The organism is Microvirga sp. CF3016 (assembly GCF_036314085.1).
Classification (GTDB): domain Bacteria; phylum Pseudomonadota; class Alphaproteobacteria; order Rhizobiales; family Beijerinckiaceae; genus Microvirga.
In genome coordinates this window covers 353,742-374,730 of record NZ_JAYGGM010000003.1, presented here as the reverse complement: position 1 = coordinate 374,730, position 20,989 = coordinate 353,742, and the positions used below count along the sequence as shown (strand labels likewise).

Sequence of the window (20,989 nt, the reverse complement as noted above, 5' to 3'; positions counted from 1 at the left end):
CGATAAGCGCGCGCCGCTCCGGGGGCGCCCGGACAGGGAGTAAAGCGCGCGAGGCGGATTGGACGCCTTGGCGCGCGGCGCAGCCAGGGGTGCTATAGATCATTTCGAACCGTCCGGCTACACGGTTTAGAACGGTTCTGGGGTGCAAAGAGGGCAGGGGTGCAGGGTTTGCGTCTGAGCGTTAACAATTTGGCCTGCGACAGGGGGGAGCGCCGGATCTTCGAGGGCGTTTCGTTCACCTTGCAGGCCGGCGAGGCCCTGGTGATCACCGGTCGCAACGGGGCCGGAAAATCCTCCCTGCTCGACATCCTGGCCGGCCGCCTGCGGCCGGCGGCCGGCGTGATTCTCCTGGAGGATGTGGGCGAGCGGACCTTGGCCGAATGCCTGCATTACGTGGGCCACCGCGATGCCCTCAAAGCCGCGCTGACGGCGGAGGAGAACCTCGCCTTCGCCCGCGACTTCCTCGGCAATCCCGCCTCGAAACCGCACGAGGCGCTCGAGGCCGTGGGCCTCGCCCATGCGGCCCGGCTGCCGGTCGCCTATCTCTCGGCCGGGCAGCGCCGTCGGGTGGCGCTCGCCCGTCTGCTGGTGGCGCATCGGCCGCTCTGGCTTCTCGACGAGCCGACATCGGCCCTCGACACGGCTTCCCAGGACACCCTGCGGCTGATTCTCGAACGCCACCGGGAGAGCGGCGGCATGATCGCGGCCTCGACCCATTCGCCACTCTTCCTGAGGGATGCCAAGGAGATCAGGATCGAGCGCACCCCTAACCCTCCCCCCTCTGCGGGGGAGGGTGCCGAGCACAGCGAGGCGGGAGGGGGGCAGTACCCTACCCACAACTTCCCCTCTCCCGGCCCTTCGGGCCACCCTCTCCCGCACAGGGGAGAGGGGACGCACGGAGAGGACTGATGCTCAAATCTTTCCGAGCCCTCCTAATCCGCGACCTGAAGCTCGCCGCCCGTGTCGGCGGCTCGGGCGTCATGGGCCTCATCTTCTTCCTGATGATCGTGACGCTCATCCCCTTCGCGCTCGGGCCCGATCTCAACCTGCTCTCGCGTATCGGTCCGGCGATCCTCTGGATCGCGGCCCTGCTCGCCACCCTGATCGGCCTCGACCGGCTGTTCCAGGCCGATCAGGAGGACGGATCCCTCGATCTCCTGAGGCTCTCGCACGCGCCCCTGGAGGTGGTCGTGCTGGCGAAGGTGGTGGCCTATTGGCTGGTGACGGGCCTGCCGCTCGCTATTGCGGCACCGTTCCTCGGGCTCCTCGTGGCGCTTTCGCCGGAGGGCATGCTCGCCATGGTGGCGACCCTGCTGGTGGGCACGCCCGCGCTCACCTTCATCGGCGCGGTGGGGGCGGCGCTCACGTCCTCCCTGCGACGGGGCGGTCTGATCCTGGCGATCCTGGTCCTGCCCTTCATGATCCCGACCCTGATCTTCGGGGTCTCGGCCGCCAATGCGGCCCTGGGGGGGACGATCCCCTTCGCGACGCCTTTCCTGATCCTGCTGGCCCTGTCCTTGGTCGCGGCCGTGGTCGGCACAGTCGGGGCGGCCGCGGCCCTGCGGTCGGGAGAGTAGGACGGGCCTGCTTCGATCAGGCGGACGGTCCGAATGCCGCCGCGAATCCCTCCACGCCCTCGCAGGTGAAGGTGAGGACGCGGCCGGCATCGCGCCGGACCCATTGCTTCTCGATCAGCCGGTCGAGGATCGCGGCACCCAGGGCGCCGCCGAGATGGCTGTGCCGCTCGCTCCAGTCGAGGCAGGCCCGGCAGACCGGGCGGCGGCTCTTGTCCAGCCTGGCGAGATCGATGCCGAAATCGGCGAAGAACGCGCGGCCCTTGGGCGTCAGCGCGAGATCCGGCCCGCCCGCGATGAGATCCTGGCGCTGAAATCCCTTCAGCATCGCGACGCCCCGCTCGCCCGCGAGATGGTCGTAGCAGATTCGGGCGGATCGGAGCGCCGCATCCTTCGGGCCGGTCCGGACGCGGGTCGCCCCGGTGCGCTGGGCGAGGCCCATCAGGGCTTCGAGCACCTGGGCCACGTCCGGCCCGGAGAGCCGGAAATAGCGGTGCCGTCCCTGCTTCTCGGCCGTCAGCAGGTTGGCGGCGTCGAGCTTGGCCAGATGCCCGCTCGCGGTCTGGAGGGTGACGCCGGCGGCTTGCGCGAGTTCGCTCACGGTGAGCGCCCTCCCGTCCATGAGGGCGGTGAGAATGTTGGCCCGGGCCGGATCGCCCAGGAGAGCGGCCACGGAGGCGATGACGGGACCTTCTTTCATAGTTCGACGATAACCGAACCATTAACGTCGAGCAATGCGCTAAAAGCAGGTTGAGTTCAGGCAAACAGGACGCTTCGACAATGATCACCTGCTTCATCCGCTACGAGATCGATCCCTTCAGGGTGGAGGCTTTCAACGAGTATGCCCGCAACTGGGGCCAGGCAATCCCCCGCTGCGGCGCCGACCTCGTCGGCTATTATGCGCCGCACGAGGGCTCCGCCACGACGGCCTATGCGGTCTACAATATCGCGAGCCTGGCCGCATACGAGGCCTATCGCGAGCGCCTGCGCAACGATCCCATGGGGCGTGCCAATTACGAATTCGCTAAAAGGGAGCAGTTCATCCGCCGGGAGGACCGGGTCTTTCTCCGGTTGGCCTCGGCGCCTCATGCGGAGCTGATCAAGCCATGATTGCGGTGATCTTCGAAGTCTGGCCGGACGGGGACGGCGGCAAGCGGGACTATCTCGGCCTTGCGGCGGCGCTCCGCTCCGACCTGATGGCCATGGACGGCTTCATCTCGGTCGAGCGCTTCCAGAGCCTCACCGAACCGGGCAAGCTCCTGTCCCTGTCGTTCTGGCGCGACGAGGAGGCGGTGCGAGCCTGGCGCAACCTGCCGTCCCATCGCGCGACGCAAGGAGCGGGCCGCGCCGGCGTTTTCAGCGATTACCGCCTGCGGGTGGCGGCCGTGATCCGCGATTACGGCCTGAACGAGCGCGACCAGGCACCCGTCGACAGTCGCGTGGCGCATGATTCTCACTCGTCAGCGCCTGAAAATTCGGCCCATCAATCACTGCGATCATCCTGAGAGTCTGGCCGATAAAGCGCTGGAACTCTCCTCCCCCCTTGTGGGGAGGAGTTGGAGGTGGGCGTGTGAGCGAGTGCCTATGAAGGTGAGGCGCCAACACCCCCACTCCGGCTGCTTTCGCAGCCACCCCTCCCCACAAGGGGGAGGGAAAGACGCGCAGCGCATTTCCAGCCAGACTCTCAGGCTGATTCTGAGTGCCTGCTTTGTGCCGGGCGCATCAACAGAGCGGCCGGTGTCGTCTTGAGACGTTGAGCGATTTTCGCGATTTCGATGAAGTGAAATTGTGACGCTGAGTCCGTGGACATGCGATCTCGATAAGGGCCTCCTTGAGCTCATCGCCGGAGGTATCGTCATATGTCTAAGACGAAAGTCCAAAAGCCGATACAGCCGCTTGAGACGGTCCGCAGGCCCCCGGCCACCATAGTCCTCGGATCAAGGCCTTAAGCTGATCCCGAAGGCCTGCTCGATGACGGGCTTTCCGTCCCGCTCGACCCGGTAGGTGGCGCGGTAAAGGCCGGGCCGGAACCCGCCCTGTGGCTGCTTCACGCCGGAAAAGGCCATCCATTGGGCCTTGTTGCGGTCGAGGGGCGGCGCCTTGTTCTGGGCGAGCGGCTTGCCGTCCGGATCGAACAGGGTCAGCGTCTGCACGTCGCCGCCTTTCAGGCCGATGGCACGCACATAGGCCACGAGGGCCGGCGACCTGGTCGTGGGCGTCTCCTGCTCGACGGCGCCCGATTCAATGGCTTCCATGGTCACCGATCCAGGCGCGAAGCCCTTGTTGAGAACGCTGCCGCCCTGATAGGCGAGCGCCCGCTGGAGCGAGGCTTCCCAGAGGGGCTTGCCGCCGCCGCAGGACTTCTCCGGCGCACCATAGGCGAAAGGATCGACCGGCTTGCCGTCCTTGATCAGCGTGAAGTGCAGATGCGGGAACTCGGTCAGACCGGACAATCCGACCTGGCCGATCTTCTCGCCGGCCTTCACCTCGCGGCCGGAGCGCACCGTGAGGCTGCCTTTCGCCATGTGGCAATAGGCGGTGCGCCATCCATTGCCGTGATCGATCACCACGGCGTTGCCGCAGCCGATCTCGCTGATCTTGTCCCGCGTCTCCTGCGTGACGAAAGCGTCCGTGACGCCCTCGCGGGTGCTGGCGACCTTGCCGTCGGCCGCGGCCACCACATCGATGCCGGCCTTCTGCGCCGCCATGTTCGGCACGCGGAAGTCGGTGCCGTCATGGGTGTCGTAGGTGAGGGTGCCGCATTGGTAATCGCTCGCGGCAGACGAGGAGTCGCGGTCCAGGTAATGCTGGATGAAGCAGGTGCGCCCGATTTCGCAGGCGACCGGCAGGCGCAGGGTGATGTCCTGCGCGACGGCCGGAAGAGCAAGGGTGAGGCCGAAGAGGCTCAATATTCCAAGGCGCATGATCGCTCCGCAACGGGGATGCGGGATTATAGGTCGCCTCGGGCGGCGGATGAAGGGCGGGACGATTTCACTCTCTCGTCATCACCGGCCCCGTGCCGGTGATCTCGACCCAGCGATGCGCAGCGCTCTCACCAGCAAAGCCGAGGTCCTACGCACATTTCCGGAATGGCGAAGGCCCGCGAAGCGTCTAAAAGCCTCTTCTGGCAAAATCGTTACGCGGCTTGCGGCGATGTCTCCGTTGCAGGCGCACTTCAAGACCGCTACATCGACCCTATGATCCGAGAGCTCGCCAATCCCACCCGCTTCATGAGCCTCAGCGGCACGCTGCTGCCCTGGGTGGGAGGCCTGGCCGCACTCCTGACCGCCGTCGGGCTCTACATGGTCTGGTTCACGGCGCCGGCCGATTATCAGCAGGGCGAGACGGTCAAGATCATGTACATCCATGTGCCGGCCGCCTGGCTGTCCCTGTTCTTCTACATGATCATGGCAAGCTCGGCTCTGGGCACGCTCGTGTGGCGTCATCCCCTGGCGGACGTGTCGCAGAAGGCGGCCGCCCCCATCGGCGCGGCCTTCACGCTGATCTGCCTCGTGACTGGCTCGCTCTGGGGCAAGCCCATGTGGGGCACATATTGGCAGTGGGACGCACGTCTGACCTCCATGCTGGTGATGCTGCTGATCTATCTCGGCATTCTCGCCCTCTGGCGCGCCATCGAGGAGCCGAACCGCGCCGCCCGCGCCGTGTCGATCCTCACCCTCGTGGGCGCGGTGAACGTGCCGATCGTGAAGTTCTCCGTCGACTGGTGGAACACCCTGCACCAGCCCGCCTCCGTGTTCCGCCTCGGCGGGCCGACGATCCATTCCTCCATGCTCGTGCCGCTCCTGGTCATGGCCCTGGGTTTCACCCTGACGGGCCTGGCGCTGCATCTGTCCGGCATGCGCACGGAGATCCTGCGCCGCCGGGTGCGCACGCTCACGATCCTCGAGGCCGAGCGCCTCGACGCGCAGGCGGCCTGATCCATGTCGCACACCTTCTTCATCGCCTTTTCCTACATCCTGACCGCCCTGGTGGTGATCGGCCTGATCCTGCGCGCGGTGATCGACCACCGCATCCAGGTGCGCGCGCTAGCCGAGCTCGAGGCCCGGGGCATTGGCCGGAGGTCCCGCCGTGGCTGAAGCCGCCGAGCGCCCGCGCTCCCGCCTGATCTTCCTGCTGCCGGCCCTGGTTTTCGTCGCCCTGGTGGTGCTCTTCGGCGTGCAGCTGATCTCGGGGAGAAATCCCGCCGAGGTGCCCTCGGTCCTGATCAACAAGCCCGTGCCCACCTTCAGTCTCGCGCCGCTCGAGGGCCTCGTGGCCGATGGCCGGCCCGTTCCCGGCTTCTCGAACGAGGATCTCAAGGGCCGCGTCACGGTGGTGAACGTCTGGGCCTCGTGGTGCGCCCCCTGCCGCCAGGAGCACCCGCTGCTGGTGGAGCTGGCCAAGGACCCGTCGATCCGGGTGGTCGGCATCAACCAGAGGGACAATCCGGGCAACGCCCGCCGCTTCCTCGGCGCCCTCGGCAATCCCTACGCCGCCGTCGGAACCGATCCGAACGGCCGCGCCTCCATCGACTGGGGCGTCTACGGCGTGCCGGAAACCTTCATCGTCGGCCCGGACGGCACCATTCGCCACAAGCATATTGGCCCGCTCACGCCGGAGAATTTTGGGGCGTTCAAGGAGAAGTTGCGCGAAATCCCGCGCGCTTGAGCCGGTTGATCGCCACGTCGAGGGCCGAGAGGAAGGCCGAGCGGTCCTTCTGTGAGAACGGCCTCGGCCCGCTCGTGACCTCGCCCATGGCGCGCAGGTCCTCCATCAGGTTGCGGGTGGCGAGCGCCATGCCGACGGAGGCTTCCGTGAAAGGCTTTCCGGTCGGGCCGATCACCTCGGCGCCGGCCTTGACGCAGCGGCTGGCGAGCGGGATGTCGGCGGTGATCACGATGGCCCCGCGCCCGGCCCGCTCGGCAATCCAATCGTCGGCCGCATCAAACCCTGCGCTCACCACGACGCGCTCGATGAGGGGGCTCTGCGGCACCTGCAGGAAGGCATTCGACACCACGAAGACCTTGACCCCATGGCGCTCGGCCACCCGGTAGATCTCGGGCTTCACCGGGCAGGCATCCGCATCCACATAGAGGGTGATGGCTTGTAGCGTCTCCGTCATGATCCCTATATTCCTGTGGGTTGCGGGGAGGATGCCGCGCACAAACGGCAGTTCATGCAGGCGTAACGGATCCGTAATGGGCGCTGAGGCACTGGGCTTTTGAGCGCCCATGGGCCTTAAACCATCAACCCGCCCGGGAGCAAAAGGAAACCTGTGACCCCCCGATCCCGCATCCGCGCCGCCCTGGGCCTGATCGATAACCTGCGGACGACGCCTGCCTTAAGCGACGCCACGCACCGGCTGATCCGGGAGGCCGATACCAGCGCGCTGCAGCGGGCGGGACAGGCGCGCATCGTCACGGCCGGCTTGCTGCTGCTGGCGGTGGTGATCGCGACAATCAGCATCGATTTCACCAATCCCATGGCGCTCAAGCAGATCTGGGCTGCGGAACTGACCCTGGTGCTGTTCGGGGCCCTCGGATGGGTCGGCGCCTGGCTCGCCTCGAAGCGCATCGCCGTCCAGAAGCTGCCGGTCATCACGGCCATTCTCGATGCGTGCCTCATCCTCGGCAACCTCGGCTATACCCATTGGGGCCTAGGCATCCCCGGAAGTCTGTTTTCGGTTTTTCCGGTGACCTGGGTGGTGCCGATCACCATGGCGGCGGCGGCGATCCATTATCAGCCGCGGCTTCAGGCCTTCGTGGCCGCCATTTATGTGGTGGGCCTCTCGTTTCTCGCTTTCGGCAGCGGGTACCTGAGCCAGACGGAGCGCCAGGAGAACCTGTCCGAGATCATCGGCGTGTTCTCGCCCGAGGCCAATATGGTCCGCCTCGTCATGATCTTCGCCTCGGCTCTGATCCTGATCCTGGTGGCCCGCCAGGGCCGGCTGATGCTGGAGCGGGCGGTGCGCGAGACAACCCTGAGGGTGACGCTCACCCGGTATCTGCCGCGCGAGCTCGCGCCGATCCTCACCGACCAGGCCTTCGCATCCTTGCGCCAGGGACGGCGCGTTCCGGTCACCCTGCTCTTCGTCGACATCCGCGCCTCGACCACCTTCGGCGAGACGATGGAGCCGGCGCAGCTCGCCGTGTTCATCACGTCGTTCCGGCGGCGCGTGTTGCGGGCGGCTTCCCGCCATGGCGGCGTCATCGACAAGTTCACCGGCGACGGGGCGCTCATTCTCTTCGGCGTGCCGGGGGCACGGGACGACGATGCGCGCCGGGCGCTGGCCTGCGGCCGCACCCTCCTGACTCTGATCGAGCGTTGGAACGCCAAGCGCGGCTTCAACCCACCGGTGCGCCTCGGCATCGGCATCCATACGGGCGACGTGTTCTGCGGCGTGGTGGGCGACGAGAGCCGGTTGGAGTTCACCGTCGTCGGCGAGACGGTCAACATCGCCTCGCGCATCGAGCAGGCCACGAAGGCGGCGGATTGCGAACTCCTGGCCTCGCAGGAAACCGTCACGGCGGCGGGCGAGGAGGACCTCTGGACGGAAGTGGAGTGCGACCCCCTGCCGGGCGTGACACGCAAGATGGTGCTGATGAAGCCGGTCGGGTGAAGGACATGACTGACCCTCTGCCGTCATGGCCGTCCCCGGACATGCTCCGGGGATCAGTCCCGGCCATCTCGATGTGGTGACGCGCCGCGCTTCACACAATCGGGATCACCGGCACGAGGCCGGTGATGACGTGGCGTTCGAAAGAGGCTTTAAACCTCTTCCGCCTTCTTGATCTCGTGCTTCAGCAGCAGGGGCGTCTGGGCGAGCGCGAACGCGATGGTCAGCGGCATGATGCCGAAGACCTTGAAGCTGACCCAGAAATCCGTGGTCTGCGTGCGCCAGACGATCTCGTTCAGCGCCGCGAGGGCGAAGAAGAACAGCGCCCAGCGCAGGGTGAGCTTGCGCCAGCCTTCCTCGGTCAGATCGAACACGCTGTCGAGCACGATCTGGAGCAGGGGCTTGCGGAAATAGAGCCCGCCCAGCAGCACCAGCCCGAACAGGGAGTTCACGATGGTGGGCTTGAGCTTGATGAAGGTCTCGTCCTGCAGGAACAGGGTGAGCCCCCCGAACACCACCACGACGATGCCCGAGACCACCGGCATGATCGGCAGCTTGCGGGTCAGCCCGTAGCTGATCCCGAGCGCGATCACCGTCGCCACGATGAAGATGCCCGTGGCGGCGAAGATGCGCTGCCCTTCCGGGAAGCCGAACCGGTCGCCATAGGCATTGCCGATGAAGAACAGGGCGAGCGGCCCGAGTTCGAGGGCGAGCTTGAGGAGGGGCGGGAGGCGCTTGTCGTCGGTCATGCGATCTCTTCTAGAGCATTTTCGAGGGAAGAAGGACCCAGGTTATGGCTCGGCATTGCCGCAGGGATGTCAATCGTAAAGACAGGTGCCACGTAAGCCCTCCTCCCCCTTGTGGGGAGGAGTTGGAGGTGGGGATGTGAGCGCCACGCTGGTCCAGTCCAGCGCCGACACCCCCACCCCGGCTGCTTTCGCAGCCACCCCTCCCCACAAGGGGGAGGGGAAAACCGCTGTTATCCTTCCAGCCCGGCGATGGCTTTTGCGAAATCCCGTGCGGTGAAAGGCTCCAGGTCTTCGACCCCTTCGCCGACCCCGATGAAGTGCACAGGGATGCGGAATTTCTCCGCGAGAGCCACCAGGATGCCGCCGCGGGCCGTACCGTCGAGCTTGGTCATCACGAGGCCCGTCACGCCGGCGGCCTTCTGGAACAGCTCGACCTGGCTCATGGCGTTCTGGCCCACGGTGGCGTCGAGCACGAGAAGGGTGGCATGGGGCGCGCTCGGATCGAACTTCTTGACCACGCGCACGATCTTTTCGAGCTCGGCCATGAGCCCCGCCTTGTTCTGCAGGCGGCCGGCCGTGTCGATGAGAAGCACGTCGGAGCCGTTCGCCTTGGCTTCCTGCAGGGCGTCATAGGCGAGGCCTGCCGCGTCCGCGCCCTGCTCGCGGGCCAGCACCGGCGCGCCGACCCGCTCGCCCCAGACCTTCAGCTGCTCGATGGCGGCGGCCCGGAAGGTGTCCCCGGCGGCCAGCATGACCTTCAGGCCCTGTTGCCGGAATTTCTGGCTGAGCTTGCCGATGGTCGTGGTCTTGCCCGCTCCGTTCACGCCCACCATGAGGATCACGAACGGCTTCTTGGCGCGGTCGACGGCGAGCGCCTGGGCGACCGGCTGGAGGGTCTTCTCGACCTCGCCGGCGAGAATGGCCTTCACCTCCTGGGGCGAGATCTCCTTGTTGTAGCGGCCCGACGCGATCGCCTCCGTGATCCGCATGGCGGTCGGCACGCCGAGATCGGCCTGGACCAGCGCGTCCTCGAGTTCCTCGAGCGTGGCATCGTCGAGCTTGCGCTTGGTGAAGAGGCCGGTCACGCTCTCCGACAGGGACGAGGAGGTGCGGCGCATGCCCTCCGTCAGGCGCTGCCACCAGCCGCGTGAAGCGGCGGGTTTGGCCTCAGGCGCCGGAGCGGGACTGATCTCGGCGGGTGCGGGTTCGGGGGCAGGCAGGTCTGCGGCCGTGATGTCGACGCGCAGCGCAGGGCCCGCCTCGGTCACGATGCGCGGCAGCGGCTCCTGGGGATTGGTGCCCTCGGGGTCCAGGCCTTCCACGGGCTGGAGATCGGCCCCGGCCAGTTCCGGCGGCGTCTTGTTCTCCGCCGGCGTATCGGGGGAGGCCTCGGTCACGGTCGGGGGGGCGGCCGTCAGATCGTCCGCGGCATTCGCGGGCGGCGAGGGCATCGTCTCGGGGTGGCCTCCGGCCTGCGGCGTCTCCGGCGTCGGCTCGGTTGCGACAGGGGCTTCGGCCTTGCGCCCGAACAGACGGGAGAGGAATCCGGGCTTGTCGGGCTTCGTGTCGACCATGGTCTCGCTTTGCCTTTTCATTCTTGTGCTTGATTGAGCGCTGTTGCCTCGATAGCGCATCGTGCGGAAAAGTGGGAACCGGTTTTCGCGGACGCGGCCCTGCGGGTCGCTGACGCGGACCTCCGGTTCCGCCTTCAACGATGCGCCATCCTGAAGCGTAAGCATCGAATGAACCCCAAAAGTGGGTTCCACTTTTGGGTCCGATGCTCTAGCCGAGGCATCATGAACGCGGAAGAGATAGTGAGCCGATTGCTCTATCGCGATGCCCTGATGCTCGTGATCGACAAGCCTGCCGGCCTGCCGGTGCATCCCGGTCCCAAGGGCGGCGAGACCCTGTTTCATCATCTCGATGCGCTGCGCTTCGGTTTGCCGCGCCGCCCGGAGGCTGCGCATCGCCTCGACAAGGACACGTCGGGCTGCCTCGTCCTCGGCCGGCATCCGAAGGCCATCGCGCGGCTCAACGAGCTTTTCCGCAGAAACGAGGTCGACAAGGTCTATTGGGCCGTGGTCGAGGGCGGACCTCAACTGGATGAAGGCGAGATCGATCTTGCGCTCGCCCCGAAATCGCCGGATCGCGGCTGGTGGATGAAAGTCGACCCGAAGGGCCAGCCCTCCCTGACGCAGTGGCGGGTGCTGGGGCGGTCCGAGGGCCTCGCGCTGCTCGAACTTCGCCCCGTCACCGGCCGCACCCATCAGCTGCGGGTCCATTGCGCGGCCATGAACTTCCCGATCCTGGGCGATCCGATCTACGGCACGGCCCCGCGCTTTGATGGTCCGGGCCTGCATCTGCACGCGAGACGCGTCACGGTCCCGCTCTATCCGAAGAAGCCGCCGATCACCGTGGAAGCGCCGGTGCCGGAGCACATGCGGGAGCGAGTGAGGATGTGTGGCGTCATCCCGACCGACGAAGCCGATCCTCCAGCATAATACCCCACTGCACGTCATCACCGGCCTTGTGCCGGTGATGACGGGGAAGAAGTTATGTCTGAACAAGATCCTTAAGCCGCCAGCAAGTCCTTGCCGTCGTGACCCGCGATGGTGACCGGCACGATTTCGCCCGGTGTCACGGGCCTGTCGAAGCGGACCAGCGTGAAGCCTTCCGTGCGACCGAGCTGGTTGGTCTCGATCAGCACATGGCGCCTCGCGCCCACCTCCGCGCCGAGATGCCTCAACAGGGCAGCCTCGCCCTTTTCGCGCAGGCGGCGTGCGCGATCCTTCACCACGTCGCGCGCCACCTGCGGCATGCGCGCGGCCGGGGTGCCGGGACGGGGCGAGAACGGGAAGACGTGGAGATGGGTCAGGCCGCATTCCTCGACGATGGCGAGGGAGCGCGAGAACATCTCCTCGGTCTCGGTCGGGAAGCCCGCGATGATGTCGGCGCCAAAGACCATGTCGGGGCGAAGCCGCTTCACCTCTTCGCAGAAGGCGATGGCATCCTTGCGCAGGTGACGGCGCTTCATGCGCTTGAGCACCATGTCGTCGCCGGCCTGGAGCGAGAGATGCAGGTGCGGCATCAGGCGTGGCTCGGTGGCGATCACATCCAGCAGGTCGTCGTCCGCCTCGACCGAGTCGATGGAGGAGATGCGCAGCCGCTCCAGCTCCGGCACGTGGCGCAGGAGACCCTTCACCAGGGTGCCGAGCTTCGGCTCGCCCGGCAGGTCCTTGCCGTAGCTCGTGATGTCGACGCCGGTGAGCACCACCTCGCGGGAGCCATGCTCCACGAGCGTGCGCACTTGGCTGACCACGGCCCCCATGGGCACCGAGCGGGAATTGCCGCGGCCGAAGGGGATGATGCAGAAGGTACAGCGGTGGTCGCAGCCGTTCTGCACCTGCACGAAAGCGCGGGTGCGCCCGCGCATGCCGTCGATGAGGTGCACGGCGGTTTCCTTCACCGCCATGATGTCGTTGACGAGAACCTTTTCGGTCGCGCCGACGCCGAAGTCGCGCATCCCGGTCCAGGTCTCGGCCTTCATCTTCTCGTGGTTGCCGACCACCTGCGAGACCTCGGGCATGGCCGCGAAGGTCTCGGGCTCCACCTGCGCGGCGCAGCCGGTCACGATGATGCGGGCGTTCGGCTTCTCGCGGGCGAGCCTGCGGATCGACTGGCGCGCCTGGCGCGTCGCCTCGCCCGTGACCGCGCAGGTGTTGACGATCACGACCTCGCCGAGGCCCGCCTCTTCCGCATGGCGCTGCATGGCCTCCGACTCGTAGGTGTTGAGCCGGCATCCGAAGGTGACCACCTCGACCGCCATCAGGCCACCTCGGTAAACAGGGCAGGCGAGAAGGTGCCCTCGTGCTCGAGCTCGGTCGGGCCGGTCATGAGCACATGATCGTCGCTCTCGCGCCATGCGATGACGAGATCGCCGCCGGGAAGCGCGACCACGGCCCTGCGGCCCGTGAGCCCCTTGCGGGCCGCAGCCACGAGGGCCGCGCAGGCGGCAGACCCGCAGGCGCGGGTAGCCCCCGCGCCGCGCTCCCACACGCGCAGCACGATATGCTCGGGGCCGGTGACCTGGGCGAAGGAGATGTTGGCGCGCTCCGGGAAGACCGGATCGTGCTCGAATTGCGGACCGATGGCCGCGAGATCATAGGCCTGGGCGTCCTCGACCCAGAAGATGGCATGGGGATTGCCCATGCTCACGGCCGAAGGGCCCTGCAGCTCGGGAGCCTCGGGCAGCCTGGTCTCGACGGCGATCGTCCGGGTGTCCGGATAGGGATCGCGCAGGGGGATCTCGTTCCAGGCCAAGCGCGGCGGACCCATGTCGACGGTGAAGACCGTATCCGACACGCGCTCCACCGGCAGAAGCCCGGCCTTGGTCTCGAGCACCAGGTCGCTCCCGACCGGGCGGCTCATGACGGGATCCGAGACCATCGCCCAGGCGACGCAGCGGGTGCCGTTGCCGCAGGCGCCGGATTCCGATCCGTCCGTGTTGTAGATGCGCATATAGGCGTCGGTGCCCGGCGTCACGGGATCGTGCAGCACCATGAGCTGGTCGAAGCGCGAGCGCGGATCGGCCGCGATGGCGCGCGCCTCCGCAGCGCTCACGCGATGGACGGAGCCGCGCAGGTCGAGCACGGTGATCTCGTTGCCGAGACCGTTCATTTTCAGGAAACGGCTGTTCGAAAGGGCACTCATGCGGGCGTATATGGCTGAAAATGCCGAAAACCGCGAGAGGGATCGCGCGCGTCTGCGGCAATATCGCTAAAATGCCTGCACGATCCGAGGGATGCTGGTCGCGACGATCAGCAGGCCGACCGCAACCATCAGGGGCCGGGTCGGCACCCGGCTGACCACGAAGCCGCCCAGCGGCGCCGCCAGGACGCCGCCGGCGATCAGGCCCACGGCCGAACTCAGTTCCGACCAGCCCAGGCTGACGATAAAAGTGGCGGAAATCACCGACGTGACGAGAAACTCCGTCAAATTCGTGGAGCCGATCACCTGCCGGGGGGCATGGCCCCGCCCGATCAGGGAACTCGTGACGATGGGACCCCATCCGCCGCCGCCCATCGCGTCGAGCAGGCCGCCGCCGGCTCCGATCCACGGCACCATCCAGTCCCGCACCTCCCGCGGCCAGAGCGGGCGGAACGCCTTGAAGGCGATATACAGGCCGATCCCCATGAGATAGGCGGAGACAAGGGGCTGGATCGTCTTCGCGTCGATGTTGGACAGGATGAACGCCCCGACGGCTCCCCCCAGCATGCCGGCCGGCGCCAGACGGGCCACGAGCCGCCAGTTCACGTTGCGGTGGATCAGGTGCGAGGTGCCCGAGGCCGCGGTGGTGAAGATCTCCGTCACGTGGGTCACGGCGCTGGCCGTCGCGGGCGGCACCCCGAAGGCCAGCAGGCTCGTGGTCGAGAGCACCCCGAACGCCATGCCCAGCGCCCCGTCGACGAGCTGGGCTCCGAAGCCGATCAGCGCAAAGACCAAGAAATCTTCCATTCCGGGGGCAACCTCAACGGGAGACGGTGGGGAGGCCGAGCATAGGCCAAGAACCTGCCGTTCCGAGAGGGTGTCAGCTCCCGGCCAGAGGATTTTTTGTGCATCCTGTGAATGGATCGCCTGCAGCAATCCGTCCTCCACAGAAGCTGTCGGACGGCCTCGCCGGTGCAACAAAACCCCCCTATGGTGCAGCACCATATCCCTTCGTGATTCGCGGGTGAGGCGTCCTTCTCATGCGGCTGCGCTCTTCAGGTCTTCTACTCGTTCTTGCCCTCTGCTCGAGCGTCGCCCTCGCGCAGACGCCCCCGGCGGCCAACCCTCCGGCGGCGCCTCAACCTGCACCGCAGGCGCAATCCACGCCGAGCCCGGCTCCCGCCGAACCCCAGGCACCCGCTCAGCCAGCACCAGCCGCCACTCCCGCGCCCGCCCAGCAGGCCGGCCGCACGACCCTGTTCCCGAACCCGAGCGATCCGACCGGCGTGGAGGAAGGGGTTTTGGCAGCCAAGCCCGCCGTGGTGCTCTCAGGCATCAGCACCTGGGACGAGGCCTTCACCAACCTGAAAGACGCCTTCGCCAAGATCGAGGGCGAACTGAAGAAGGCCGGCATTGCACCCACGGGCCGGCCGCTGACGATCTTCGTCGACACCGACGACAACGGGTTCAAGTACGAGGCCATGGTGCCGATCGCCCAGGCGCCGGAGGGTAAGACCGAGCTCACGCCCGAGATCAAGTACGGCAAGACGCCGGAGGGCAAGTCCTTCCGCTTCGTGCACAAGGACGCCTACGACGAGATCGACGGCACCTACGAGACGATCACCGCCTATCTCGACATCAAGGAGATCGTCGCCAAGGACGCCTTCATCGAGGAATACGTGAGCGACTTCACGGATTCGCAGGACACCAATTTCGAGGTGAACATCTACGTTCAGCCCAAGGAATAGTCGCCTCCGATGATCGCGCTCTTCGACCTCGACGGGACCCTGACCGATCCGAAAACAGGCATCACCCGCTCGGTCCAATATGCCTTAGACAAACTGGGACGTCCTGTTCCGGACGCGGACGACCTCACCTGGATGATCGGCCCGCCGCTGATCGCCAGCTTCACGGAGCTTCTGGGCGGAGCCGAACAGGCGCAGGATGCCGTGCGTTTCTATCGCGAGCGCTACAGCGATGTCGGTCTGTTCGAGAACGAGGTCTATGCGGGCATTCCGCTCCTGCTCCGGACGCTTCAGGAGCGGGGCGTCCGTCTCTTCGTCGCGACCTCGAAGCTTCAGGTGTTCGCGCGACGGATCATCGACCATTTCGACCTGTCGCGCTTCTTCATCGAGATCTACGGCTCGGAACCTGACAACCGCAACGCCGACAAGCGCGATCTCATCCGGCACATCCTTGACCAGGAGCGCTTCGACCCGGTACGCGCCGTCATGATCGGCGACCGGAAGCACGATGCCATCGGGGCCAAGGCCAATGGCATGGCGTCGATCGGAATCACCTGGGGCTACGGCTCTCGGGAGGAGCTGCTGGCGGCCGGAATCGACCGCCTCGTGGACACGCCCGATGCCTTGGAGGAGCCTATCCTTGCTCTGACGGCGTCCACGCCTCTCCCGGCCGCAAAGGCCTGAACCGCTCTTCCGGAAGCCCGGCTGCCTTCACCGCCGTCGCCAGTTCCTGCGGCGGCTCCTCGACGCCCTCGTTGGTGAGCCGGAACGTGCCCCAATGGTGCCCGAGCGCCTGCTCGGCCTCGATGATCCGCAACACCTTCACGGCATCCTCCGGGTTCATGTGCTGCGGCTCCATGAACCAGCGCGGCTCATAGGCCCCGATGGGCAGGTGCGCGAGGCGCGGTTTGCCGAAGCGCTCGCGCACGGCATGGAAGATCTTGCCGTCGCCGAAGCCCGTGTCGCCGATGTGGTAGATCGTGCCCGCCGGCGTCGTGAGCACGTAGGCGCACCAGAGCGCCATGCGCCGGTCGTTGATGCCCCGCGCCGACCAGTGGTAGGCGGGCTCCAGATGGGCCGTGACGCCGTTGCCGAGATCGATCGTGCCGCCCCAGTCGCGCGTCTCGACCGGGATTTCCGGGTGCTCGGCCCGGATCACCGCGTCGTTGCCGAGCGGCGCGATGACCTTCGGACGATGCTGCTGCCAGAGACGGCCGAGGGTCTCCGTGTCGAGATGGTCGTAGTGGTTGTGCGTGATCAGCACCGCATGGATCGGGGGCAGGTCTTGATAAGCAATGCCCGGCGGATTGACCCGCTTGGGACCGGCAAAGGAGACCGGGCTTGCCCGGTCGGAGAAGACCGGATCGGTGAGGATGTTGAGCCCTGCCACCTGGATCAGGAAGGAGGCGTGTCCGATCAGCGCCGAGCGCAGGCCCTGCACCTCGGCCGGAGGCTTGTCCTGGAACGGGCTCGGGAAGCTCTCCGGCCAGTCCTTGCGCCCGCCGCCGAGCTGCCAGCGGGCGAGCTCCAGGAACCCCTTGTCCTGCGGCTGACCCGGCGAGAAGAACCGCACGCCGTCGAAGTGATCCGTGACCGGCCCCTCATAGTAGCGGTTCTTCGAGCGAGCGGCGGTCATCCAGCCCAGGGCGCCGGTGGCGGCAACGACAGGCAGGCCCAGGGCCTTGAGGAGGGTGCGGCGGTTCATGGAAACAGAGGTCCTCGGCGAAGCTTTAAGCGTGGGGATGCCGCGGCGGATCGGCAAGGGGCCCTCGCTTCATCCGAGCAGACGGCGGTGGAAGCCAAAAGACTCTCCATCTCCGGCCTTTTTCTTGACTTCGCCGCCTTTTCCCCTTACGTGCTGGCCGCAAATCTGTAGAGCGAGCCCTTTTGAGCCGCCGACCAGCCCGAGAGGCTGGAGGTCAACGTCCGACAGCGCGATGCGCCCTCGGGCGCGCTTTCATTTGGGTTTCGCCTCTGGAGGGGTGGACGATGTCGGACGACACATTGCGCATCGAGGATGCGGTGAACGAGACCTGCCCGTGGTCGGGGAAGCCGATCGCGGCGGATTCGCTCACCCTCTATCGCGGCGAGGTGGTCGGTTTCTGCAATCCCGGCTGCCGCGACAAGTTCAAGGCGGCGATCGACCACTTTGAAAAGGCCCTTGCGAAGAGCGATGTACCTCTCATCGCAAAAGGAATTGAGTGATCATGTTCGAAGGCCTTTCCGACAAGCTTTCCACTATCCTCAACGGGCTGACGCGCCGCGGCGCGCTCACCGAGGAGGATGTCAACGCGGCCCTGCGCGAGGTCCGCCGCGCCCTGCTCGAGGCCGACGTTGCCCTCGAGGTGGTGCGCTCCTTCACGGACAAGGTGCGCGCCCGCGCGGTCGGCGCCGAGGTGGTCAAGTCGGTCTCCCCCGGCCAGCAGGTGGTCAAGATCGTCCACGACCAGCTCGTGGAGATGCTGGGCTCGGACGCCGAGATCATCGACCTCAATGCGGTCCCGCCTGTCGGCATCCTCATGGTCGGCCTCCAGGGTTCGGGCAAGACGACCACCACGGCCAAGATCGCCCGGCGCCTGAAGGATCGCGAGAACCGCCGCGTGCTCATGGCCTCCCTGGACACCCGCAGGCCCGCCGCCATGGAGCAGCTCGCGGTGCTCGGCAAGCAGGTGGGCGTCGACACGCTCCCCATCGTGGCCGGCCAGTCGGCCGTGCAGATCGCCCGGCGTGCCATGGAAGCGGCGCGCCTCGGCGGTTACGACGTGGTGATGCTCGACACCGCCGGTCGCGTCACGGTGGACGAGGCGCTCATGGTGGAGGCCGCGGAGGTGCGCGCCGCCACCGGCCCGCATGAGGTTCTGCTTGTCGCCGACGCGCTCACCGGTCAGGACGCGGTCAATACCGCGCGCGCCTTCGACCAGCGCCTCGGCGTCACCGGCATCGTGCTGACCCGCATGGACGGCGATGCCCGCGGCGGCGCGGCTCTGTCCATGCGCGCGGTCACCGGAAAGCCGATCAAGCTCATCGGCACCGGCGAAAAGGTCGATGCGCTGGAGGAATTCCACCCGAGCCGTGTCGCCAACCGCATCCTCGGCATGGGCGACATCGTCTCACTCGTCGAGAAGGCCGCCGAGAATTTCGACCAGGCGCAGGCCCAGCGCATGGCCGAGAAGATGCGCAAAGGCAAGTTCGACCTGGAAGATCTGCGCGACCAGCTCGCCCAGATGGAGAAGATCGGCGGCCTCTCCGGCATGATGGGCATGCTGCCGGGCGTCGCCAAGATGAAGTCGCAGCTCGAGAACGCCAATCTCGACGACAGGATCATCAAGCGTCAGCGCGCCATCATCGATTCCATGACCCCGGCCGAGCGCCGCAACCCGGACATTCTGAAGGCCTCGCGCAAGAAGCGCATCGCGGCCGGTGCCGGCGCGAAGGTCGAGGAGATCAACAAGCTGCTCAAGATGCACCGCCAGATGGCCGACGTCATGAAGATGATGGGCGGCGGCAAGGGCAAGGGCATGGCCGGCGCGCTCGGAAAAATGTTCGGTATCGGCGGCGGAGGTATGGGGGGAATGCCCCAGCCGACGCCGGAGCAGATCGAGGCCCTGCAGAAGCAGATGGGCGGCAAGCTGCCCGACTTCCCCGGCGGTGCGGGCGGTGCTCTGCCCCCCATGCCGAAGGGCGTCCCGGGCCTGCCCGGTCTGGGCGGCAAGATCCCGGGGCTCCCGGGCGTCGGCGGCTTCCCGTTCGGCAAGAAGAAATGAATTCAATGTCGTTCCCGCATTGCAGCGGAGCGGCACAAGGTTTGATCACAGGACACTAAAAGGAGTATCCCATGTCCCTGAAGATCCGTCTCACCCGTGGTGGTGCGAAGAAGCGTCCCTATTACCGCATCGTCGTGGCCGACTCGCGCTCCCCGCGTGACGGCCGCTTCATCGAGAAGGTCGGCACCTACGACCCGATGAAGCCGAAGGACGATGCCGGCCGCGTCGTTCTCGAGACCGAGAAGATCCAGGCGTGGCTCGCCAAGGGCGCCCAGCCGACCGACCGCGTCCTGCGCTTCCTCGATGCCGCCGGCCTCCTGAAGCGTACGGCCCGCAACAACCCGCAGAAGGCCGTCCCGGGCAAGAAGGCCCAGGAGCGCGCCGACGCCAAGGCCGCGGCGGCTGCCGCCGGCGAAGGCGAGGCCGCGTAAGCTTACCGATGAAGCGGGGGCGTTCGAACAAGCAGGACCTTCGCCCTCTCCCCTATGCGGGAGAGGGTGGCCCTCGCGTTAGCGAGGGTCGGGAGAGGGGCCGCGCTCAATCGAAGAACGCCCCCTCTCCCGGCTCGCTCTGCTCGCCACCCTCCCCCGCACAGGGGGGAGGGTTGGTCCTGGTGGGCGAGTTCGGCCGTGCTCATGGCCTGAAAGGCGAAGTGCGGCTCAAATCCCATACCGGCGACCCGCAGGCGATCGCCGATTACCGGCCGCTGATCGCATCCAACGGCAAAACCTATTCTCTCAAGACCATCCGTCAGGCCCCCGGCGGCGCGCCCGATCTTCTCATCGCCATCGTCGATGGCGTAACCACGCGCGAAGCGTCCGAGGCGCTCAACCGCGTGCAGCTTTACGTCGAGCGCGACAAGCTTCCGCCGCCCGACGAGGACGACGAATTCCTGCTCGCCGACCTGATCGGCCTCACCGTCCAGACCGAAGCGGGCGAGACCATCGGCACCGTGGTCGACGTGCCCAATTACGGCGGCGGCGACCTTTTGGAGATCGCCCCTGCGCAAAAGGGCCCGACCGCGTTCCTGCCCTTCACCAAGGCCTTCGTGCCGAACGTGGACATCGCGGGCAAGCGCATCGTAGCCGTGCCGCCGGACGACCTGTTCGAACAGGCGACATCCGCTCCCGAGCCTGAGGACGAGGCGTGAGTTTTTCCGCCACCATCCTGACCCTGTATCCCGACATGTTTCCTGGCCCGCTCGGCATGTCCCTGTCGGGCGACGCGCTGGCGCGTGGAGTGTGGTCCCTGAACGCGAAAAACATCCGTGACCATGGCCTCGGCCGGCACCGGACCGTGGACGACACGCCGGCCGGCGGCGGTCCCGGCATGGTGATCCGCTGCGACGTGCTGGCCGCCGCCATCGACGCCACTGTTCCGGCCGACGATCCGCGCCCGAAGCTCCTCATGAGTCCGCGCGGCAGGCCGCTGACGCAATCCTTCGTGCGCGAGCTCGCGGCCGGTCCCGGCGCCGTCATCGTCTGCGGCCGGTTCGAGGGCGTGGACGAGCGGGTGATCGAGGCGCGCGGGTTAACCGAAGTGTCCATCGGCGATTACGTGCTCTCCGGCGGCGAGATGGCCGCGATGATCGTGCTCGACGCCTGCGTGCGGCTCCTGCCCGGCGTCATGGGCAAGGAGGCCTCCGGCACCGAGGAGAGCTTCGAATCGAACCGCCTCGAATACCCGCATTACACGCGGCCACGCGAATGGGAGGGGCGGCCCATTCCGGATGTGCTGCTCTCCGGCAACCATGCCGTGATCGAGCGCTGGCGCCGCGAGGAATCGGAGCGGATCACGCGGGAGCGGCGGCCGGATCTGTTGAAGTAGGAACGGA

25 protein-coding genes are annotated in these 20,989 nt (G+C 66.8%); 16 read left to right on the top strand and 9 right to left on the bottom strand.

What is annotated here, in order from left to right; translation table 11 throughout:
- Positions 1-168: 168 nt before the first annotated feature.
- Positions 169-909 carry a heme ABC exporter ATP-binding protein CcmA gene (gene ccmA, locus VB672_RS06340; protein ID WP_329783349.1) on the top strand — a complete coding sequence of 247 codons (741 nt, stop codon included), beginning with the start codon at positions 169-171 and terminating at the stop codon, positions 907-909.
- On the top strand, positions 909-1,577 hold the full coding sequence (ccmB, locus tag VB672_RS06335) for a heme exporter protein CcmB (protein WP_329783321.1): 669 nt from the start codon (positions 909-911) through the stop codon (positions 1,575-1,577). The genes ccmA and ccmB overlap by 1 nt, the downstream gene beginning before the upstream one ends.
- A 16-nt stretch (positions 1,578-1,593) precedes the next feature.
- On the opposite strand, the gene VB672_RS06330 is transcribed toward ccmB, so the two are convergent.
- Positions 1,594-2,274, bottom strand: coding sequence for an ArsR/SmtB family transcription factor (locus VB672_RS06330; protein WP_329783320.1), 681 nt, complete (start codon positions 2,272-2,274; stop codon positions 1,594-1,596).
- Between the two features lie 80 nt (positions 2,275-2,354).
- Between VB672_RS06330 and VB672_RS06325 the strand changes: the two genes are divergently transcribed.
- On the top strand, positions 2,355-2,684 hold the full coding sequence (locus tag VB672_RS06325) for an NIPSNAP family protein (RefSeq protein WP_329783319.1): 330 nt from the start codon (positions 2,355-2,357) through the stop codon (positions 2,682-2,684).
- Complete coding sequence (locus tag VB672_RS06320; protein ID WP_329783318.1) at positions 2,681-3,079, top strand: antibiotic biosynthesis monooxygenase family protein; 399 nt, start codon at positions 2,681-2,683, stop codon at positions 3,077-3,079. The genes VB672_RS06325 and VB672_RS06320 overlap by 4 nt, the downstream gene beginning before the upstream one ends.
- A gap of 432 nt (positions 3,080-3,511) precedes the next feature.
- Here the strand turns inward: VB672_RS06320 and VB672_RS06315 are convergent, their stop codons facing one another.
- Positions 3,512-4,498: a M23 family metallopeptidase gene (locus VB672_RS06315; protein WP_329783317.1), complete on the bottom strand. Its 987-nt coding sequence runs from the start codon at positions 4,496-4,498 to the stop codon at positions 3,512-3,514.
- A gap of 273 nt (positions 4,499-4,771) precedes the next feature.
- Here VB672_RS06315 and VB672_RS06310 point away from each other — a divergent pair, with 273 nt between their 5' ends.
- Genes VB672_RS06310 through VB672_RS06300 form a run of 3 tightly spaced genes read left to right on the top strand, consistent with a single transcriptional unit; the run spans position 4,772 to position 6,242 of the window.
- A complete protein-coding gene (locus VB672_RS06310) occupies positions 4,772-5,512 on the top strand; it encodes a heme ABC transporter permease (RefSeq protein ID WP_329783348.1) in 741 nt (246 codons plus the stop codon).
- A 3-nt stretch (positions 5,513-5,515) separates the two neighbouring features.
- On the top strand, positions 5,516-5,671 hold the full coding sequence (ccmD, locus tag VB672_RS06305; protein ID WP_210810955.1) for a heme exporter protein CcmD: 156 nt from the start codon (positions 5,516-5,518) through the stop codon (positions 5,669-5,671).
- Positions 5,664-6,242, top strand: coding sequence for a DsbE family thiol:disulfide interchange protein (locus VB672_RS06300; protein WP_329783316.1), 579 nt, complete (start codon positions 5,664-5,666; stop codon positions 6,240-6,242). The genes ccmD and VB672_RS06300 overlap by 8 nt, the downstream gene beginning before the upstream one ends.
- On the opposite strand, the gene VB672_RS06295 is transcribed toward VB672_RS06300, so the two are convergent.
- Complete coding sequence (locus VB672_RS06295) at positions 6,208-6,696, bottom strand: YaiI/YqxD family protein (RefSeq protein WP_329783315.1); 489 nt, start codon at positions 6,694-6,696, stop codon at positions 6,208-6,210. The genes VB672_RS06300 and VB672_RS06295 overlap by 35 nt on opposite strands.
- Positions 6,697-6,849: 153 nt before the next feature.
- Between VB672_RS06295 and VB672_RS06290 the strand changes: the two genes are divergently transcribed.
- On the top strand, positions 6,850-8,193 hold the full coding sequence (locus tag VB672_RS06290) for an adenylate/guanylate cyclase domain-containing protein (RefSeq protein ID WP_329783314.1): 1,344 nt from the start codon (positions 6,850-6,852) through the stop codon (positions 8,191-8,193).
- Positions 8,194-8,342: 149 nt separating this feature from the next.
- Here the strand turns inward: VB672_RS06290 and VB672_RS06285 are convergent, their stop codons facing one another.
- A complete protein-coding gene (locus tag VB672_RS06285) occupies positions 8,343-8,939 on the bottom strand; it encodes a septation protein A (RefSeq protein ID WP_329783313.1) in 597 nt (198 codons plus the stop codon).
- 230 nt (positions 8,940-9,169) lie between these two features.
- The gene (gene ftsY, locus VB672_RS06280; protein ID WP_329783312.1) at positions 9,170-10,534 is read right to left on the bottom strand and encodes a signal recognition particle-docking protein FtsY; all 1,365 of its coding nucleotides are present in this window, start codon (positions 10,532-10,534) and stop codon (positions 9,170-9,172) included.
- A gap of 201 nt (positions 10,535-10,735) precedes the next feature.
- Here ftsY and VB672_RS06275 point away from each other — a divergent pair, with 201 nt between their 5' ends.
- Complete coding sequence (locus tag VB672_RS06275; protein WP_329783311.1) at positions 10,736-11,440, top strand: RluA family pseudouridine synthase; 705 nt, start codon at positions 10,736-10,738, stop codon at positions 11,438-11,440.
- Positions 11,441-11,511: 71 nt separating this feature from the next.
- Here the strand turns inward: VB672_RS06275 and mtaB are convergent, their stop codons facing one another.
- The 3 genes from mtaB to VB672_RS06260 all read right to left on the bottom strand — a co-directional run bounded on the left by mtaB (position 11,512) and on the right by VB672_RS06260 (position 14,453).
- Complete coding sequence (gene mtaB / locus VB672_RS06270; RefSeq protein ID WP_329783310.1) at positions 11,512-12,765, bottom strand: tRNA (N(6)-L-threonylcarbamoyladenosine(37)-C(2))-methylthiotransferase MtaB; 1,254 nt, start codon at positions 12,763-12,765, stop codon at positions 11,512-11,514.
- On the bottom strand, positions 12,765-13,649 hold the full coding sequence (gene dapF / locus VB672_RS06265; RefSeq protein ID WP_329783309.1) for a diaminopimelate epimerase: 885 nt from the start codon (positions 13,647-13,649) through the stop codon (positions 12,765-12,767). The genes mtaB and dapF overlap by 1 nt, the downstream gene beginning before the upstream one ends.
- A gap of 66 nt (positions 13,650-13,715) precedes the next feature.
- The gene (locus VB672_RS06260; protein WP_329783308.1) at positions 13,716-14,453 is read right to left on the bottom strand and encodes a sulfite exporter TauE/SafE family protein; all 738 of its coding nucleotides are present in this window, start codon (positions 14,451-14,453) and stop codon (positions 13,716-13,718) included.
- A gap of 233 nt (positions 14,454-14,686) precedes the next feature.
- Here VB672_RS06260 and VB672_RS06255 point away from each other — a divergent pair, with 233 nt between their 5' ends.
- Both VB672_RS06255 and VB672_RS06250 read left to right on the top strand, forming a co-directional pair.
- On the top strand, positions 14,687-15,394 hold the full coding sequence (locus VB672_RS06255; RefSeq protein ID WP_329783307.1) for a GyrI-like domain-containing protein: 708 nt from the start codon (positions 14,687-14,689) through the stop codon (positions 15,392-15,394).
- A 9-nt stretch (positions 15,395-15,403) separates the two neighbouring features.
- Complete coding sequence (locus VB672_RS06250; protein ID WP_329783306.1) at positions 15,404-16,075, top strand: HAD family hydrolase; 672 nt, start codon at positions 15,404-15,406, stop codon at positions 16,073-16,075.
- On the opposite strand, the gene VB672_RS06245 is transcribed toward VB672_RS06250, so the two are convergent.
- Positions 16,026-17,096 (bottom strand): MBL fold metallo-hydrolase, encoded by a 1,071-nt coding sequence (locus VB672_RS06245; protein ID WP_442931925.1) that lies wholly within the window; start codon positions 17,094-17,096, stop codon positions 16,026-16,028. The two genes, VB672_RS06250 and VB672_RS06245, sit on opposite strands and share 50 nt — an antisense overlap.
- 284 nt (positions 17,097-17,380) lie before the next feature.
- On the opposite strand from VB672_RS06245, the gene VB672_RS06240 reads away from it, so the two are divergent.
- The 5 genes from VB672_RS06240 (at position 17,381) to trmD (ending at position 20,982) form a co-directional block, all read left to right on the top strand.
- Positions 17,381-17,596 (top strand): glutathione S-transferase, encoded by a 216-nt coding sequence (locus VB672_RS06240; protein WP_203441931.1) that lies wholly within the window; start codon positions 17,381-17,383, stop codon positions 17,594-17,596.
- 2 nt (positions 17,597-17,598) lie between these two features.
- On the top strand, positions 17,599-19,155 hold the full coding sequence (ffh, locus tag VB672_RS06235) for a signal recognition particle protein (RefSeq protein ID WP_329783305.1): 1,557 nt from the start codon (positions 17,599-17,601) through the stop codon (positions 19,153-19,155).
- 71 nt (positions 19,156-19,226) lie between these two features.
- A complete protein-coding gene (rpsP, locus tag VB672_RS06230; RefSeq protein ID WP_329783304.1) occupies positions 19,227-19,586 on the top strand; it encodes a 30S ribosomal protein S16 in 360 nt (119 codons plus the stop codon).
- An 8-nt stretch (positions 19,587-19,594) separates the two neighbouring features.
- Positions 19,595-20,305, top strand: a complete 711-nt coding sequence (gene rimM / locus VB672_RS06225; protein WP_442931924.1) for a ribosome maturation factor RimM — start codon at positions 19,595-19,597, stop codon at positions 20,303-20,305.
- Positions 20,302-20,982 (top strand): tRNA (guanosine(37)-N1)-methyltransferase TrmD, encoded by a 681-nt coding sequence (gene trmD / locus VB672_RS06220; RefSeq protein ID WP_329783302.1) that lies wholly within the window; start codon positions 20,302-20,304, stop codon positions 20,980-20,982. The genes rimM and trmD overlap by 4 nt, the downstream gene beginning before the upstream one ends.
- Positions 20,983-20,989 lie beyond the last annotated feature (7 nt).

Excerpts from the sequence above, each read along its gene's own strand:
- ccmB (WP_329783321.1), top strand. The coding sequence starts at position 909 with ATGCTCAAATCTTTCCGAGCCCTCCTAATCCGCGACCTGAAGCTCGCC.
- VB672_RS06330 (WP_329783320.1), bottom strand. The coding sequence starts at position 2,274 with ATGAAAGAAGGTCCCGTCATCGCCTCCGTGGCCGCTCTCCTGGGCGAT.
- VB672_RS06325 (WP_329783319.1), top strand. The coding sequence starts at position 2,355 with ATGATCACCTGCTTCATCCGCTACGAGATCGATCCCTTCAGGGTGGAG.
- VB672_RS06320 (WP_329783318.1), top strand. The coding sequence starts at position 2,681 with ATGATTGCGGTGATCTTCGAAGTCTGGCCGGACGGGGACGGCGGCAAG.
- VB672_RS06315 (WP_329783317.1), bottom strand. The coding sequence starts at position 4,498 with ATGCGCCTTGGAATATTGAGCCTCTTCGGCCTCACCCTTGCTCTTCCG.
- VB672_RS06310 (WP_329783348.1), top strand. The coding sequence starts at position 4,772 with ATGATCCGAGAGCTCGCCAATCCCACCCGCTTCATGAGCCTCAGCGGC.
- ccmD (WP_210810955.1), top strand. The coding sequence starts at position 5,516 with ATGTCGCACACCTTCTTCATCGCCTTTTCCTACATCCTGACCGCCCTG.
- VB672_RS06295 (WP_329783315.1), bottom strand. The coding sequence starts at position 6,696 with ATGACGGAGACGCTACAAGCCATCACCCTCTATGTGGATGCGGATGCC.
- VB672_RS06285 (WP_329783313.1), bottom strand. The coding sequence starts at position 8,939 with ATGACCGACGACAAGCGCCTCCCGCCCCTCCTCAAGCTCGCCCTCGAA.
- ftsY (WP_329783312.1), bottom strand. The coding sequence starts at position 10,534 with ATGAAAAGGCAAAGCGAGACCATGGTCGACACGAAGCCCGACAAGCCC.
- VB672_RS06275 (WP_329783311.1), top strand. The coding sequence starts at position 10,736 with ATGAACGCGGAAGAGATAGTGAGCCGATTGCTCTATCGCGATGCCCTG.
- mtaB (WP_329783310.1), bottom strand. The coding sequence starts at position 12,765 with ATGGCGGTCGAGGTGGTCACCTTCGGATGCCGGCTCAACACCTACGAG.
- dapF (WP_329783309.1), bottom strand. The coding sequence starts at position 13,649 with ATGAGTGCCCTTTCGAACAGCCGTTTCCTGAAAATGAACGGTCTCGGC.
- VB672_RS06260 (WP_329783308.1), bottom strand. The coding sequence starts at position 14,453 with ATGGAAGATTTCTTGGTCTTTGCGCTGATCGGCTTCGGAGCCCAGCTC.
- VB672_RS06255 (WP_329783307.1), top strand. The coding sequence starts at position 14,687 with ATGCGGCTGCGCTCTTCAGGTCTTCTACTCGTTCTTGCCCTCTGCTCG.
- VB672_RS06250 (WP_329783306.1), top strand. The coding sequence starts at position 15,404 with ATGATCGCGCTCTTCGACCTCGACGGGACCCTGACCGATCCGAAAACA.
- VB672_RS06245 (WP_442931925.1), bottom strand. The coding sequence starts at position 17,096 with ATGAACCGCCGCACCCTCCTCAAGGCCCTGGGCCTGCCTGTCGTTGCC.
- VB672_RS06240 (WP_203441931.1), top strand. The coding sequence starts at position 17,381 with ATGTCGGACGACACATTGCGCATCGAGGATGCGGTGAACGAGACCTGC.
- ffh (WP_329783305.1), top strand. The coding sequence starts at position 17,599 with ATGTTCGAAGGCCTTTCCGACAAGCTTTCCACTATCCTCAACGGGCTG.
- rpsP (WP_329783304.1), top strand. The coding sequence starts at position 19,227 with ATGTCCCTGAAGATCCGTCTCACCCGTGGTGGTGCGAAGAAGCGTCCC.
- rimM (WP_442931924.1), top strand. The coding sequence starts at position 19,595 with ATGAAGCGGGGGCGTTCGAACAAGCAGGACCTTCGCCCTCTCCCCTAT.